This window comes from uncultured Microbacterium sp. (genome assembly GCF_937927635.1).
Lineage (GTDB): Bacteria > Actinomycetota > Actinomycetes > Actinomycetales > Microbacteriaceae > Microbacterium.
On the sequence record NZ_CALBRW010000003.1, the window covers coordinates 97,508 to 113,330 of the forward strand.

The 15,823-nt window shown below is 70.0% G+C and carries 15 protein-coding genes and 1 tRNA gene; 13 read left to right on the plus strand and 3 right to left on the minus strand.

The annotated features are described in order from the left end of the window. Complete coding sequence (locus Q0568_RS00750) at window positions 1-474, minus strand: DUF4442 domain-containing protein (RefSeq protein WP_298860638.1); 474 nt, start codon at window positions 472-474, stop codon at window positions 1-3. Between the two features lie 117 nt (window positions 475-591). Here Q0568_RS00750 and Q0568_RS00755 point away from each other — a divergent pair, with 117 nt between their 5' ends. From Q0568_RS00755 to Q0568_RS00790, 8 genes are all read left to right on the plus strand, one after another. After that, complete coding sequence (locus tag Q0568_RS00755) at window positions 592-942, plus strand: GntR family transcriptional regulator (protein WP_298860876.1); 351 nt, start codon at window positions 592-594, stop codon at window positions 940-942. Beyond that, window positions 939-1,979, plus strand: coding sequence for a DUF1648 domain-containing protein (locus Q0568_RS00760; protein WP_298860641.1), 1,041 nt, complete (start codon window positions 939-941; stop codon window positions 1,977-1,979). Before Q0568_RS00755 ends, Q0568_RS00760 begins: the two co-directional genes overlap by 4 nt. A gap of 1 nt (window position 1,980) precedes the next feature. Further along, entirely contained in the window at window positions 1,981-2,961 is a 981-nt protein-coding gene (locus tag Q0568_RS00765) for a CPBP family intramembrane glutamic endopeptidase (RefSeq protein WP_298860644.1), read from the plus strand. Window positions 2,962-3,189: 228 nt separating this feature from the next. Then, window positions 3,190-4,470, plus strand: a complete 1,281-nt coding sequence (gene eno / locus Q0568_RS00770; RefSeq protein WP_298860647.1) for a phosphopyruvate hydratase — start codon at window positions 3,190-3,192, stop codon at window positions 4,468-4,470. Window positions 4,471-4,588: 118 nt separating this feature from the next. Then, window positions 4,589-5,056 carry a septum formation initiator family protein gene (locus Q0568_RS00775; protein ID WP_298860649.1) on the plus strand — a complete coding sequence of 156 codons (468 nt, stop codon included), beginning with the start codon at window positions 4,589-4,591 and terminating at the stop codon, window positions 5,054-5,056. Window positions 5,057-5,104: 48 nt separating this feature from the next. Further along, the gene (locus tag Q0568_RS00780; RefSeq protein WP_298860652.1) at window positions 5,105-5,638 is read left to right on the plus strand and encodes a DUF501 domain-containing protein; all 534 of its coding nucleotides are present in this window, start codon (window positions 5,105-5,107) and stop codon (window positions 5,636-5,638) included. 11 nt (window positions 5,639-5,649) lie between these two features. Next, the gene (locus Q0568_RS00785) at window positions 5,650-7,002 is read left to right on the plus strand and encodes a S8 family serine peptidase (RefSeq protein WP_298860655.1); all 1,353 of its coding nucleotides are present in this window, start codon (window positions 5,650-5,652) and stop codon (window positions 7,000-7,002) included. Window positions 7,003-7,022: 20 nt separating this feature from the next. After that, window positions 7,023-8,582 (plus strand): FAD-dependent oxidoreductase, encoded by a 1,560-nt coding sequence (locus tag Q0568_RS00790; RefSeq protein ID WP_298860658.1) that lies wholly within the window; start codon window positions 7,023-7,025, stop codon window positions 8,580-8,582. 60 nt (window positions 8,583-8,642) lie between these two features. Here Q0568_RS00790 and Q0568_RS00795 read toward each other — a convergent pair. After that, window positions 8,643-8,715, minus strand: a tRNA-Leu gene (locus Q0568_RS00795). 85 nt (window positions 8,716-8,800) lie between these two features. Here Q0568_RS00795 and Q0568_RS00800 point away from each other — a divergent pair. The 3 genes from Q0568_RS00800 (at window position 8,801) to Q0568_RS00810 (ending at window position 11,978) form a co-directional block, all read left to right on the plus strand. Next, a complete protein-coding gene (locus Q0568_RS00800; protein WP_298860661.1) occupies window positions 8,801-10,030 on the plus strand; it encodes an alanine racemase in 1,230 nt (409 codons plus the stop codon). Beyond that, complete coding sequence (locus Q0568_RS00805; RefSeq protein ID WP_298860664.1) at window positions 10,027-11,340, plus strand: D-arabinono-1,4-lactone oxidase; 1,314 nt, start codon at window positions 10,027-10,029, stop codon at window positions 11,338-11,340. Before Q0568_RS00800 ends, Q0568_RS00805 begins: the two co-directional genes overlap by 4 nt. A 71-nt stretch (window positions 11,341-11,411) precedes the next feature. Then, window positions 11,412-11,978 carry a LemA family protein gene (locus tag Q0568_RS00810; RefSeq protein ID WP_298860667.1) on the plus strand — a complete coding sequence of 189 codons (567 nt, stop codon included), beginning with the start codon at window positions 11,412-11,414 and terminating at the stop codon, window positions 11,976-11,978. Window positions 11,979-12,020: 42 nt separating this feature from the next. Here the strand turns inward: Q0568_RS00810 and Q0568_RS00815 are convergent, their stop codons facing one another. Then, window positions 12,021-13,277 carry a crosslink repair DNA glycosylase YcaQ family protein gene (locus Q0568_RS00815; RefSeq protein ID WP_298860670.1) on the minus strand — a complete coding sequence of 419 codons (1,257 nt, stop codon included), beginning with the start codon at window positions 13,275-13,277 and terminating at the stop codon, window positions 12,021-12,023. A 69-nt stretch (window positions 13,278-13,346) separates the two neighbouring features. On the opposite strand from Q0568_RS00815, the gene Q0568_RS00820 reads away from it, so the two are divergent. Together Q0568_RS00820 and ilvA are read left to right on the plus strand one after the other, a co-directional pair. Continuing rightward, window positions 13,347-14,543, plus strand: coding sequence for an AI-2E family transporter (locus Q0568_RS00820; RefSeq protein WP_298860673.1), 1,197 nt, complete (start codon window positions 13,347-13,349; stop codon window positions 14,541-14,543). Further along, complete coding sequence (gene ilvA / locus Q0568_RS00825) at window positions 14,540-15,769, plus strand: threonine ammonia-lyase (RefSeq protein ID WP_298860676.1); 1,230 nt, start codon at window positions 14,540-14,542, stop codon at window positions 15,767-15,769. The genes Q0568_RS00820 and ilvA overlap by 4 nt, the downstream gene beginning before the upstream one ends. Window positions 15,770-15,823 lie beyond the last annotated feature (54 nt).

A 15,823-nucleotide genomic window follows, 5' to 3' on the forward strand; every position in this document is an offset into this window, starting at 1 on the left:
TCAGCGCCGACGTGCCTCCGTGACGCGCTTCTTCTCGCGCACGTACACCTCGCGGCGCACGCGCGCGACGGTGTCCCCGTCGGCATCCGTGATCTCGGTCTCGAACCACTCCAGCACCTTCGCACCGCCGCGAGCGCGCTCGCGCAGCTCGGCGACCTTCGCCGGCGGCACGTCGAATTCCGCGGTCAGCACGCCGCGGCCGGGCTTCAGGAACTCGATCTCGCCGCGGGTGTCCCACACCACGTGATCGCGGCCGAGCTGGTGCATCACGAGCATGAAGAAGTACGGGTCGGTCATCGCAGACATCGACCCGCCGAAGGCGGTCTTCACGTAGTTGCGGGTGAAGAGGTTCACATGCAGCTCGACGGTCGCGTGCGTCCAGTCCTCGCTGAACCGTCGCACGCGGATGCCGCTGAACAGGTTGGGGATCCACAGGCTCATGCCGAGGGCCAGGCGTCGGGGAGTGATGCGCATGCCTGCCAGTCTGCTCACCGACATCCGCTCTGCCCGCATCGTGTGGTGCGTGCGCACAAAAGATCTACTTGAACTAGTTGATCTAGTTGCCATAGAATAAGGCGACTGGAGGTGGACATGCTCATCCGACTGGATCCCGACAGCGCTCGTCCGCTGTTCGAACAGATCGCGACTTCGGTTCGCAGCGATGTGCTGGCCGGGCGGCTGCGTCCCGGAGACCGGCTCCCTGCCGCGCGCGAAGTGGCGGATGCCCTGGATGTGAATGTCCATACGGCGCTGCGCGCATATCAGGAGCTGCGCGACGAGGGGCTCATCGACCTGCGTCGCGGGCGGGGGGCCGTGGTCTCGGCATCCGCCGCACCTCTCGCCGCTCTCGCAGAGGACATCGCCGCACTCGTCCATCGCGCGGACGACCTCGGCGTCAGCCCCGCGACTCTCGCCGCGATCATCAAGGAGATGACGTCATGAACGACCGTCCTGCCGAGCAGTCCGTGACCGCACGGCACGCCGGCGATATCAGGCGCGCTCGCCGTGCACTGATCATCGTCGGCCTGCTGATCCCGGTGGTCCTCACCGCGATCGCCACCGTGCTCATCGCCGTGTGGATTCCGGAGCTGCCGGATCCGGCGGCCACGCACTGGGGAGTCGGCGGCGTCGACGGCTTCGGCTCCCCGCAGTCGTACCTGTGGATGGCCATCGGCCTGGGCCTCGGCCTGCCGATCCTCATGGTCGCCGCTGTGCTCGCCATGGGACGGCATCAGTGGGGCGGCGCCTCGCGCCTGCTCGGCGGCATGGCACTGGGCCTGTCGGGATTCAGTGCGGTCGTCAACACCGGCTCGGTCGAGGTTCAGCGAGGACTCGCGGATGCTGCGCACGTCGGCCCCGTGTGGCCGATCGTCATCGGCGGCTTCTGCGCGCTGCTGGTGCTGACCACCATCGGCTGGGCCGTGCAGCCGGATGTGCACCCGACGCTCGGTGCGCCGCTGAAGCCCGCGCACCTCGCGTCGATCTCGGCGGGAGAGCGCGTGGTCTGGGTGGCCACCGCCTCGATGTCGCGCGTCGCAATGCTGGTGATCGGACTGGTCATCGTTGTCGTCGTGGGCATCACCGCCGTGATGGTGATGGAGCGGCACGAGGCCTGGTGGATTCCCGTCCTCACGCTCGTGATCATCGGCGCAGCATTCGCGACCTCGGCGTCCTTCAGGGTGCGTGCCGGCGCCGATGGCCTCTCCGTCCGCTCGCAGGCCGGGTTCCCCCGAGTGCACGTCCCGCTGGACGAGATCACCTCGGTGCGGGCTGTGGACTGCCATCCGTTCGGCGAGTTCGGCGGCTTCGGCTGGCGGATCGGCCTGGACGGCCGCACCGGCATCGTGCTGCGCACCGGACCCGCGATCGAGGTCGAGCGCCGTGACAAGCGACCCCTGGTCGTCACCGTCGATGGAGCGGATGTCGGTGTCGCCACGCTGAACGCGTACCTTGCGCGCAGAACCGAGGAGGGTGAGTGAGATGGCGGACACGAACAACGAAGAGCGGATGCCGCGCATCGGCCTGAACGCGATCATCTCCTACGTGGTGATGGCGATGGGCCTGGCCTGGCTGGTGGCGCTGCCGCTGTGGCTGGGCGACGGCCTGGCGACGCCGGGAGCCGCGCTGCTGCTGCCGGTGATGATGTACGCCCCGGCGGCCGCCGTGCTGATCGTGATGCTGGTGATGCGCCCGGTGCCCAAGGGACAGCGGCTGAGATTCCTGGGCATGTGGCCGCTACGGCCTGCCAAGCGCGTGGTCTGGATGAGCGTGATCGCCGTGTTCGGCGCGTTCGCGGTGGTGCTTCTCGCGCTCGCGATCGCCGCGCTGTCCGGATGGATCACCCTCGACCTGGTGGGCTTCTCCGGCTACCGGGAGATGCTGAAGGCGGCCCTTCCCGCGGGTGTGGAGCTGCCGCCCCTCGGACTGCTGGTGCTCGCGCAGCTGATCGCGATCCCGTTCGCCGCCGTCACGATCAACGCGCTCGCCGCCTTCGGCGAAGAGCTGGGCTGGCGCGGCTTCCTGGTTCCGGCGCTGCGGCAGTACGGCACCTGGACGGCGCTGCTGGTCAGTGGCGCGATCTGGGGCCTGTGGCACGCTCCGGTCATCCTGCTCGGTTACAACTTCGGGCGCACCGACATCACCGGTGTGCTGCTGATGACCGGCGGATGCATCGCGTGGGGCGTGCTGCTGGGATTCCTGCGGTTGCGTTCGGGCTCGCTGTGGCCGGCGGTCTTCGCGCATGGCGCGCTGAACGCCTCGGCGGGGCTGCCGCTGGTGCTCTACGCCGCGGGCACGCGCGTCGAACCCGCGCTCTCGCTTGCTCTGGGCGTCTCCGGTTGGATCGCGTGCGCGGTGGTCGTGGTCGTCCTGCTGCTGACCGGCCAGTTCCGCAGGCAGCCCGCACTGGCCGCACCACGGCCGAAGCCCACGCCTCCCGCGCCTCCTGCATCCACGCCGTGACGATCAGCCGAGACCCCTCATGATCGTCGAAACCCCTCATGAATTGTGCAACTCACGAGGGGTCTCGACAGTCACGAGGGGTCTCGGGGCGTTGAGTGGTCGGCTGTCGGGGGCGAGTGGGCGCGTGGAGCGCGAAACACCTCGGAGCGCCGGATGCCGGATGACTAGACTGAACGGCGGATCGACGTCGCTCCACATCCCCTTCCCTCCCTGAAAAGGAGCACACCCGTGGCACTGATCGAGGCTGTAGGCGCACGCGAGATTCTGGACTCGCGTGGAAACCCGACCGTCGAGGTGGAGGTGCTGCTCGACGACGGCATCGTCCAGCGCGCGGCCGTCCCCTCCGGCGCATCCACCGGAGCATTCGAGGCATACGAGCTGCGCGACGGCGACAAGAGCCGCTACGGCGGCAAGGGCGTGCTGAAGGCCGTCGAGGCCGTCATCGATGAGCTCGGCCCGGCCATCGAGGGCGAGGAGGCGAGCGAGCAGCGCGTCATCGACGAGATCCTCATCGGCGTCGACGGCACCGACAACAAGAAGCGCGTCGGCGCCAACGCCATCCTCGGCGTCAGCCTGGCCGTGGCCAAGGCCGCCGCCGACTCGGCCGACCTGCCGCTGTTCCGCTACCTGGGCGGCCCCAACGCGCACCTGCTGCCCGTCCCGCTGTTCAACGTCATCAACGGCGGCGAGCACGCCGACAACGGCATCGACTTCCAGGAGTACTTCCTGGCACCGATCGGTGCCGACACCTACTCCGAGTCGCTGCGCTGGGGCGTGGAGACCTACCACGTGCTCAAGAGCGAGCTGAAGGCCGCCGGCTTCAACACCGGCCTCGGTGACGAGGGCGGCTTCGCGCCCGACCTGCCCAGCAACCGCGAGGGCCTGGACTTCCTGCTCAAGGCCATCGAGAAGGCCGGCTTCACCCCGGGCAAGGACATCGCCGTGGGCCTGGACGTCGCCGCCACCGAGTTCTTCAGCGACGGCGTCTACCACGTCGAGGGTCAGAAGCGCACGGCCGCCGAGCTCATCGAGTACTTCGAGGGCCTGGTCCGCGACTTCCCGATCGTCACCATCGAGGATGCCCTCGCCGAAGACGACTGGGACAACTGGAAGGCGCTCACCGACGCACTGGGCTCCAGGGTGCAGCTGGTCGGCGACGACCTGTTCGTCACCAACCCGCAGCGCCTCGCCGACGGCATCAAGCGCGGCGTGGCCAACTCGCTGCTGGTCAAGGTCAACCAGATCGGCACGCTCACCGAGACCTTCGACGCCGTCAACCTCGCGCACCGCTCGGGCTACACCACGATGCTCTCGCACCGCTCCGGTGAGACCGAGGACACCACGATCGCCGATCTCGCGGTCGCCGTGAACTCGGGTCAGATCAAGACCGGTGCGCCCGCCCGCAGCGAGCGCGTCGCGAAGTACAATCAGCTTCTGCGCATCGAGGAGGAGCTGGGGGATGCTGCGGTCTTCGCCGGCCGTTCGGCCTTCCCGCGCTTCCAGGCCTGATCAGGAGATCTGAGCGCACAGACAGCACGACGAAGGGGGAGAGGTGGCACGACGACCTGCTCCCCCTTCGGCGTCCCCGAGGGCACGCGAGTCCCACGACCGGCAGTCGACCCGGCGCATGCCGAGGGAGCACCCCCAGGCATCCCGTGCCGTCGACGTGCGGGAGTGGGCCGGCGGCATCCGCCTCTCGGCGTTCGCCGTGATCATGCTCTCTCTCGTCGTGCTCGGCACCTGGGTGCTGGTGCCGTCCATCGGCACGTATCTCGGGCAGCGGCAGCAGATCGCCGCTCTCGAGCACTCGGTGCAGGTGACTCAGGATCAGATCGATGCGCTGAAGCAGGAGAAGGCGCGCTGGGGCGACCCCGCCTACATCACCACGCAGGCGCGCGAACGGCTGTACTACGTCAAGCCCGGCGAGGTCGTCTACCTCGTCGACAACGATCTGGATCCTGCGGAGATCCCGCCCGAGCAGAAGGCCGTCAGCGACAAGCTCCAGGAGAGCGGCGCCGACTGGATGCCGCAGCTGCTGCGCAGCATCACCTCCGCCGGGATGGCGAAGACCGCGTCGGTCGCACCGGCGCGCTGACACCGCGCACTGGGGCATCACACAGGCCGCGCCCCGTACGCTGGTGACGTGACGACCCCGCCCTTCCCGACACCCACCGCCGCTGAGATCGCCGTCGTGTCGGATCAGCTCGGACGCACGGCCCGCGGGGTCGTCGGCATCGCCGCGCGCTGCGTGTGCGGCAACCCGACCGTCGTGGCCACGGCGCCGCGCCTGGACGACGGTTCGCCGTTCCCCACGTTCTACTACCTGACCCACCCGGCCGCCACCGCTGCGATGTCGACGCTGGAGGCGGAGCAGGTGATGCCCGAGCTGGCCGCCCTGCTGGAGGACGAGGACGTCGCCTCCGCGTACCTCGCCGCTCATCGCGCGTACCTCGCCGACCGCGCGCAGTTCGGCGACGTGCCCGAGATCGACGGCGTGTCCGCCGGTGGAATGCCCACCCGCGTGAAGTGCCTGCACGCCCTGGCAGGGCACGCCCTGGCCGCCGGGACCGGTGTCAACCCCATCGGCGATGCCGCGCTCGCCCGCGCCGCATGGTCGCCCGAACGATGCGCGTGCGCGCACCCCGGCGCTGCGCTCTCGGCGGTCGACGCGGGATGAGTCTGCGCCGGATGCTGTCGCGTGTCGCCGTGTGCACGGCGGTGGCGGCATCTGTGGCGCTGGCCGCGGCACCCGCGATGGCCGCGCCGGCCGCTCCGGCACCGCCTGCGGCTCCGGCCGAGGCGACGCCGACGCCGCAGGCTACCGCTCCCGTGCCCGACGATGCGAATGATCCCGTTCGCTCCCAGGAGTACTGGCTGGATGCGTCGCACATCCGCGATGCCTGGCGGACGACCCTCGGTGAGGGAGTCACGATCGCCGTGCTCGACACCGGCATCGGCGCCGCGGGCGGCGCCTTCGGGAATTCGGTCGTCGGCGGCATCGACATGTCCGGCGTCGGATCGAAGGACGGACGCACGCCGGTCGGCGTGATCAACAGCGATCACGGCACGCTCGTCGCATCCACCGCCGCGGCGCCGGGGAAGGCCGACGGGACAGGTCTGATCGGCGTGGCGCCCCGCGCCGAACTGCTGTCGGTGTCGCTGGGCTTCCCCGGATCCTCGTCGACGGTGCCGTTCAGCGAGCAGGTCGCCAAGGGCATGAGATGGGCTGTCGACCACGGCGCCGACGTGATCAACCTGTCGTTCACCACCAACACCCTCGACTGGGACCCCAGCTGGGACGACGCGTTCCTGTATGCCTACGAGCACGACGTGGTCGTGGTCGTGGCCGCGGGCAACAGGGGCAGCGGCACCTCCATCGTCGGTGCTCCGGCGACCATCCCCGGGGTGCTCACGGTCGGCGGCGTCGGCAAGGACGGCGTCGTCAGCCGCGAGGCATCCACGCAGGGCATCACGATCGGCGTGATGGCGCCCAGCGAGCAGCTGCTGGGACTGACGGCCGACGGCACGGTGGTGGGCTGGGAGGGGACCAGCGGTGCGGCGCCGATCGTGGCCGGGGCCGCGGCCCTCGTACGGGCCGCTCACCCGGGCATCAGTGCGGATGACGTCATAAATAGACTCATCCGCACGGCCGTGCGCGTTCCCGGCATGACGCGGACGCCCGACGTGCAGTACGGCTACGGGCTGCTGGACGTGAACGCCGCGGTCACGGCATCCGTGCCGCACGTCACGACCAACCCGATGGGAGATCTGAAGGACTGGATCCGGGTGTACCGGCGTGCGGCATCGCCGACGGACCCGACGCCGGTTGCCACCTCGACACCCGTCGCGATCGCTCCGCTGCCGCCCGCGGACCGCCCCAGTGAGCCCGGATCGCCCCTGCTGCCGACCGCCGAGACGCTCCGGTACGGTACTCTGCCGCTCCTCGCCCTCACTGTGCCTGGTATTGTGATAGCGCTTGGCGTCACCGCAGCTGCCCGGCGCATCCGAATGGAGCGCGGTAGACGCACTCCCACACCCTGACGACGAGGAGTTGTCCCCCTGTGCCTCAGAACAGCACTGCACCCCGCATTCTGATTGTCGGTGGAGGCTACGCAGGTTTCTACACCGCATGGAAGCTCGAGAAGCACCTCCGCCGAGGTGAGGCCGACGTGACGATGGTGGACCCGCTGCCGTACATGACGTACCAGCCGTTCCTGCCGGAGGTGGCTGCCGGCTCCATCGAGCCCCGGCACGCCGTGGTGGCGCACCGCCGCCACCTCAAGCGCACCAACGTGATCAGTGCGAAGGTCACCGGCATCGACCACGCGAACAAGGTCGCGACGATCACACCGTCGGTGGGGGAGCCGTACGAGTTCGCGTACGACCAGATCGTCGTCACTGCCGGCGCCGTCTCGCGCACCTTCCCGATCCCCGGCATCGCCGACAACGCGATCGGGCTGAAGACCATCGAAGAGGCCGTCGCCGTGCGCGACAAGCTGCTGTCGAACTTCGACAAGGCCGCCGCCATCCCCGCCGGCCCCGAGCGCGACCGCCTGCTGAGCGTCGTCGTCGTGGGCGGCGGCTTCGCCGGCATCGAGGCATTCGCCGAGCTGCGCTCGTTCGCCTCCGCGCTGGTGGCGAAGTACCCGCAGCTGGCCTTCGAGGACACGCACTTCCACCTCATCGAGGCGATGGGCCGCATCATGCCCGAGGTCTCGCTGGCCACCAGCGAGTGGGTCCTGAAGGACCTCGCCAAGCGCGGCGCGAACGTGCACCTCGACACCCAGGTCACCGGCGCTGTCGACGGCAACGTCGAGCTCTCCACGGGTGAGGTCATCCCGACCGACCTGATCGTGTGGACGGCCGGCGTCATGGCCAACCCCACCGTGGTGCGCGGCAGCGACCTGCCGACCGAGCCGCGCGGGCGCATCAAGGTGCAGGCCGACCTGCGTGTCATCCAGGAGGACGGCGCGATCGTCGCCGACGCCTGGGCGTGCGGCGACATCGCTCAGGTTCCCGACAAGACCGGCGGCCTGCCCGACGGGTCCTGCGTGCCGAACGCTCAGCACGCCGTCCGCCAGGCCAAGCTGCTGGCGAAGAACCTCGTCGCGGTCCTGCGCGGTGAGAGCCCCAAGGAGTACTTCCACAAGAACCTGGGCGCCGTGGCCGGTCTCGGCCTCTACAACGGCGTGTTCCAGTCCGGCAAGATCGCGCTGAAGGGCTTCGTCGCCTGGCTCGCACACCGCGGCTACCACGGCCTGGCCATGCCCAGCTGGGAGCGCAAGTGGCGCGTGCTGGGTGACTGGTGGCACAACCTGTGGCTGGGTCGCGACATCGTGAGCCTGCAGGCCGTCCAGCACCCGCGCGACGTGTTCGAGCAGTTCGCCGCGCGCCCCCGTCCGGCTGCTGCCGCACCTGCTGAGCCCGCCAAGCCCGCTGCCGAGAAGGCTGAGCCGGCCAAGCCGGCCGCGGAGAAGGCCGCGCCGAAGGCGGATGCCGTGAAGCGGCGTACTGAGCGAGCGGAGCGAGACGAAGTGAAGCCCGCTGCCAAGAAGCCGGCCGCGAAGAAGGCTCCCGCCAAGAAGACCGCTGCGAAGGAAGAGGCTCCGGCCAAGGCCTGAGCCCCGCACCCGCGAGAGGGGCCCGCTCGAGATCCTCGAGCGGGCCCTTCGTCGTGTGAGTGCCCCCACCGGGATTCGAACCCGGACTGAAGCGTGTTTAAGACGCCTGCCTCTGCCGTTGGGCTATGGGGGCCCGTCGGCCAGCCTAGCCGCGCACGCCTGGTGAACCCGGTGTCAATGAGGGCGACTCCGAGTCCCGGACCACATAGGGTGGGGGTGTGCTCGACCTCACTGCTGAACAGAGCCCCACTCGCGAAGCCTGGCGCGATCCGGCGCGCTACTGGGCATCGCTGACCGAGGCCACCGCCCACCTGCCGGCACCCGTCGCGGTCATCGAGCGCGACGCGCTGCGGCACAACGCCATGGACATGCTGGTGCGCGCCGGCGGCCTCCCCATCCGCGTGGCTACGAAATCCGTGCGCGTGCGCTCGGTGCTGGATGCCGTGCTCGCGATCCCCGGGTATCAGGGCATCTTGTCCTTCACGCTCGCCGAGGCGCTCTGGCTGGCCGAGAACCATGACGACATCGTGCTCGGCTACCCGACCGTCGACCGTGTCGGCCTGCAGAAGCTGCTGGCGGACGAGAGGCTCGCGTCGCGCATCACCCTGATGATCGACGACATCTCCCATCTCGACTTCATCGACGCGATCGCAGCCCCCGGCACGCGCCCCGAGGTGCGCGTCGCCATCGACGTGGATGCGTCGTACAAGGCGCCCGGCCTCGGTCATCTCGGTGTACGGCGCTCGTCGCTGTTCACCGCCGCCGACGTCGCCGGATTCGCCCGTCAGGTGGTGCGACGCCCCGGATTCCGACTGGTCGGCCTGCAGATGTACGACGCGCAGATCGCCGGCCAGGGGGATGCCACGGGTGCCGAGGCGCCCCTGATCCGGATCGTGCAGGCCCGCTCGCGCGACGAACTGCGGATCCGCCGTGCGCAGATCGCCGACGCGATGCTCGGCATCGCGCCGCTGGAGTTCCTCAACGGCGGCGGCACCGGATCCCTGGAGTTCACCGGCAGCGACGAGTCACTCACCGAGGCCACCGCGGGCAGCGGCCTGCTGGCCGGACACCTGTTCGACGGCTACCGGTCGTTCCGTCCCGCGCCCGCCACCGGCTTCGCATTCGACGTGGTGCGCAAGCCCGCGCCCGACATCGCCACCGTGCTCGGCGGCGGCTGGATCGCCTCCGGACCCGCCGTGGCGTCCCGCCAGCCCCTGCCGGTCTGGCCGCAGCACCTGCGCACCCTGCCGCGCGAGGCGGCCGGCGAGGTGCAGACTCCGCTTCAGGGCGAGAGCGCCCGCGGCCTGGAAGTCGGCGACCGGGTCTGGTTCCGGCACTGCAAGAGCGGCGAGCCCGCCGAGCGCATCGACAGCTACCAGCTCGTCGCCGACGGGAAGATCGTCGACGAGCTGCCCACCTACCGCGGCGAGGGGAAGGCCTTCCTGTGACACGTCCCGGCGGAACCTGGCGGAACTGGGGACGCTCCGCGTCGGTGCGTCCCGTGCGCGTGGAGCGGCCGCGCTCGCCGGAGGGCGTCCAGCGTGCGGTGAAGGCAGCTGCTGCGCAGGGCCTGACCGTGAAGGCCATCGGAGCCGGCCACAGCTTCACCGGCATCGGCGTGGCACCCGGGGTCCTGCTCGAGCTGGACGACCTGCAGGGACTCGTCTCCGCCGACGCCGCCACCGGCCGCGTCACGCTGCTGGCCGGCACGCGACTCTTCAACATCCCCGGACTGCTGCGCCCCTACGGCCTCGCCATGGAGAACCTCGGCGACATCGACCGGCAGTCCATCTCCGGCGCCATCTCGACCGGCACGCACGGCACCGGCACCGCGTTCGGCGGCATCGCCACGCAGGTGCGGGGTCTCACGCTCATCACGGCCGACGGCGAATTCCTGCGCATCGACGAGACGCACAACAGCGAGATGCTCCCCGGCGCGGTCGTCGGCCTGGGGGCGCTCGGAGTGGTCGTCGAGGTCACCCTGCAGTGCGTCCCCGCCTTCGTCCTGCACGCCGTCGATGCGCCGGCCCCGCTCGACGCGACGCTGAGCACCGTGCACGAGCAGGCCGCGGCCGCCGACCACCTGGAGTTCTACTGGCATCCGCACACGGATGTGGCGCTGACCAAGACCCAGACCCGGATGCCGGAGTCGACCCGACGGCGGCCGACGCCGGCCCTGTCGCACTGGATCGACGAGACCGTGCTCACCAACGGCGTGTTCGGCGCGTTCTGCGCGATCAGCCGCGCCGTACCCGCCATCATCCCGCCGTTCAACCGGCTCGCCGTCCAACTCACCGGCGACGGCGACTACTCCGACGAATCGCACCGTGTGCTCATCCACCACCGCAACGTGCGCTTCCGCGAGATGGAGTACGCGCTCCCGGCCGAGAACCTGGTGCCGGCGTTCGAGGAGCTGCGCGCGCTGATCTCCGATCGGGGCTGGCGCATCGAATTCCCCGTGGAGGTGCGCTTCGCAGCATCCGATGAGCTGTGGCTCTCCACCGCCTCGGGGCGGGACAGCGCCTACATCGCCGTGCACCGGTACTGGCGCGTCGACCCGCGGGAGTACTTCCGCGCGGTGGAGCAGATCATGCTGCGCCACGGCGGGCGTCCGCACTGGGGCAAGCTGCACAGCCTCACCGCCGCGCAGCTGAGGGAACGGTATCCGCGCTTCGACGACTTCGTGGCGCTGCGCGACCGACTCGACCCCGATCGAGTGTTCGGGAACAGACATCTGGAGCGCATCCTCGGAGCCTGAACCCGCCTGTCTTCCAGCCGACGCGCAGAGTCGCGCACGTAGGATGGATCAAGATCCAAGAGGGGGCATCCATGGAATGGCTGTGGCCGGTACTGATCATCGTCGGCGTGCTCGTGCTCGTCGGGATCTATCTCTGGTCGACCTACAACTCGCTCGTGCAGCTGAACGTGCGCGTGGACGAGGCCTGGAGCGGCATCACCGTGCAGCTCAAGCGCCGTGCCGACCTCATTCCGAACCTCATCGAGACCGTGCGGGGCTATGCCGCGCACGAGAAGGCCGTCTTCGAGGGCGTGACCCGCGCCCGCGCCGAGACGCTCTCCGCCACCGGCCCCGCTGAAGCCGGTGTCGCCGAAGGGCACCTGCAGCAGGCGCTGCGCAGCCTGTTCGCGGTCGCCGAGGCATACCCGCAGCTGCAGGCCAGCCAGAACTACCTGCAGCTGCAGCACGCCCTGGTCGACACCGAGGACAAGATCCAGGCCGCCCGTCGCTTCTACAACGGCGGCGTGCGCGAGCTGAACACCAAGATCAAGGTGTTCCCCAACAACATGTTCGCCCGCGGGCTCGGCTTCACCGAGCGCGAGTTCTTCGAGGTCGCCGACGGCAGCGCGATCTCCGAGCCGCCGCGCGTGCAATTCTGACAACGACCCTTCGTCCTGGGGCGCTGAGACGGCCTCACGTCGTCATTCCCGCGGATGCACGTGCCTCCCCACGGCCACCGCATGCCCGCCGAGCGCCCTGGCCACGGCATCCGAGGCATCGCCCCATCCCGACACGCTGAGGCGCTCCAGACCCTGCCAGGCGGCCGCCCTGGCGAGCTCCTCCGCGATGCGCGGAGCGTCCGTCTCGGGACGGGCGTGCTGCTCCCACCATGCCGACTGCACCTTCAGAGCGGATGCCGCACGGTCGGCCTTCAGATCCACGCGAGCCACGATCCGGTCGCCCACCAGCACCGGCAGCGAGTAGTACCCGTAGCGGCGCTTGTGCGCGGGCACGTAGATCTCGATGCGGTAGTCGAAGTCGAACACCCGCAGCGCACGATCGCGGAACCACACCACCGGGTCGAAGGGCGTCAGGAGAGCCGCGCGGTCGATGCGCCGAGGCAGCGCGGCGTCCCGATGCCGCCAGGCCGGCACGGCGCGCCCGCCGCGCTCCCAGCCGCGCACGACCACGGGCTCCAGCTCGCCCGCGTCGACGAGGTCGCCCACGGCCGCGCGCACGGCCGACCGGTCGCGCAGCCGGTAGTAGTCGTTGAGGTCGGAGATCGTCGCGACACCGTACGAGCGCGCGGCGCGGCGCACCAGCTCGCGCACGGCATCCGGTTCAGGCAGGGGCGCTTCCAGGACCGCGGCGGGGACGATCCGCTCGGCGAGGCCGTAGCGGCGCTCGAAGCCGACGCGGCCCGCGATGGCCACCTCACCGCAGCGCCAGAGATGCTCCAGGGCCGACTTCGCGGCATCCCAGTCCCACCACGGCCCGCGCTCTCGCGGAGCGTCGTCGCGCAGATCGGCCGGGCGCAGCGGGCCGCGGTCTCGCAGCTCGGCCCGCACCCAGTCCAGCGTGCGCGCGTTGGCGTGCATCCAGGAGCCCTCCTCGGATGCCCGGCGACGCCAGGCCTGCATCCGAAACGCCCACAGTGCCCAGTCCTCGACGGGCATGAATGCCGCCTCGTGCGCGAGGTACTCGACGTAGTGCGTGGTGCGCGAGAGGAAGGACCGGTCCAGCAGCGCGGTGTCGTAGGCCCCCAGACGGGAGAACATCGGCATGTAGTGCGACCGGGCGAACACGTTGACCGAGTCGATCTGCAGGACGCCCAGACGCTCCATGGTGCGGTGCAGGTGGCGATGGGACACGGCATCGGGCATCCGGCGGGAGAACCCCTGCGCGGCCAGCGTCATCCGACGTGCCTCGCCGGAGCTGAGTGCGGGGGAGTGCGGCATGATCCCAGGCTAATCGGAGCCGCCGACACGGAACCCGGTGCCGTCGGCGGGCGTACGTAGAATTGTGCAATGAGCGACAACCCCGCACCGAGGTTCCGCAATCCGTTCCGCCACTATCCGCCGGTGACCGAGCGCACGGTCACCACCGAGGTCGACGAGGCCGTGCCGAAGCCGCTGCGGGTGACCGCCGCCTACTCCTGGCGAATGCTGGTGATCGCCGGAGCCATCGCGCTGTTCATCTGGCTGGTGATGCTGCTGAAGGCGCTGGTCATCCCGTTGATGGTGGGCATCCTCGTCACCGCACTGCTGTGGCCGGCGTTCCAGCTCATGCTGCGCGCACGCTTCCCGCGCTGGCTCGCCATCGCCACCAGCGTGGTCGGCACGATCGGCATCGTGGCCGGGCTCCTGACCCTCGTGGTCTGGCAGGTGCGGCTGCAGCTCCCGGATGTGCGGGATCGCACCGCCACCGCCGTCGAGCAGTTGCGGCAGACGCTGCTGGACAGTCCCTTCCATCTGACCGCGAGCGACATCGACGGGTACCTGCAGCAGGCGAAGGACCTGCTCAGCGCCCAGCAGGACTGGCTGTGGAGCGCCGCCGGCGCCGTGACCGGCACTGCGGCGGAGGTGCTCACCGGAGCGGTGCTGGCGCTGTTCATCCTGATCTGCCTGCTGGCAGACGGCGGCGGCATCTGGAAGTGGACGCTGCGGCTGTTCCCGCGCAGGGCCAGGCCGGCGGCCGACGCCGCGGCCCGCAACGGCTGGGCGACGGTCGTCAACTACGCCCGCACCCAGATGCTGGTCGCCGCCATCGACGCGGTCGGCATCGGCATCGGCGCCGCGGCGCTGGGCGTGCCCATGGCCATCCCGGTGGCCGTGCTGGTGTTCCTCGGCTCGTTCGTGCCGATCGTCGGTGCGGTCGTCACCGGCGTGATCGCGGTGTTCCTGGCGCTGGTCTACAACGGCATCTGGATCGCCGTGGGCATGCTGGCGGTCGTGCTGTTCGTGCAGCAGCTCGAGGGCCACATCCTGCAGCCGATCCTGATGGGATCGGCCGTCAAGGTGCATCCGCTGGCCGTCGTGCTGGTGGTCGCCGGCGGCGCGATGATCGCGCGCATCCCCGGCGCACTGTTCGCCGTCCCGCTGGCGGCCTTCATCAACGTGGCGGCGGTGACCATCTCCACCGGCGCCTGGCGGACGGGTGAGGAGCCCGACGCCGATCTCATCTGGAGCACAGTGCCGCGGGAGCGGCCGAGGAGGAATCGATGAACGCAGTCCCGAGCCTGTCCGAGTTCGCTGCAGCGCAGCAGAGTCTCTCCGAGGTGATCTCGCACACCCCCACCGAGCTCTCCCGTGCGCTCAGCGAGATTCTGGGCTCGCCGGTGCTGCTGAAGATGGAGAATCTGCAGCGCACGGGCTCGTTCAAGATCCGCGGCGCCTCGTACCGTCTGGCTCAGCTGACCCCGGAGGAGCGCTCGCGCGGCGTCGTCGCGGCATCCGCCGGCAACCACGCGCAGGGCGTCGCACTGGCGGCCCAGTCGCTGGGGATTCCTGCGACGATCTTCATGCCGCTGGGGGTGCCGGTGCCCAAGCTCCTGGCCACCCGCGGCTACGGCGCCGAGGTCGTGCTGGAGGGCGAGACGGTCTCCACCTCGCTGCGCCTGGCCGCCGAGTTCTCCGAGCGCACCGGTGCCGTGCTCATCCCACCGTTCAACCATCGCGACGTCATCATCGGCCAGGGCACGCTGGGGCTGGAGATCTTCCAGGACGTCCCCGACGTCGACACGGTCATCATGGGCATCGGCGGCGGCGGGCTCATCGCCGGCGTCGCTGCGGCCATCAAGCAGGCGGCGGCCGAGGCCGGGCGCACCGTGCGCGTGATCGGGGTGCAGTCCGAGAAGGCCGCCGCCGTACCGCCGTCGCTCGCCGCCGGGCATCCGGTGGAGATCACGACGCAGCCGACCATCGCCGACGGCATCCTGGTCGCCCGTCCCGGCGATGTGCCCTTCGAGATCATCAAGGATCTCGTCGACGAGGTCGTCACGGTCTCCGAGGACGACATCGCGCGCGCCATCCTCGTGCTGCTCGAGCACGCCAAGATCGTCGTGGAGCCCGCAGGGGCTGTCGGCGTCGCCGCCATCCTCGCGGGAAAGGTGACGGATGCCGGGAAGACCGTGCCCATCCTCTCCGGCGGCAACATCGACCCGATGCTGCTGCAGCGCGTGGTCTCGCACGGCCTGGCGGCCTCCGGCCGCTACGCGACGGTGAGCATCCCGCTGCCGGACCGCCCAGGCCAGTTGGCGCGCGTCTCCGAGGTGCTCGCGCAGGTGGGCGCCAACGTCATGGAGGTGCTGCACACCCGGCACGGCCACGGCCTGCAGATCAGCCAGATGATCCTGCAGCTCTCGATCGAGACCCGCGGACCCGAGCACACCCAGTTGGCGCTGGACAGCCTGCGCGCGGCCGGCTTCGAACCCGACGTCGTCCCCGAGTAGACGGTGGATGCGAAGAGGCGGATGCTCGTCCCCGAGCATCCGCCTCTTGGTCGC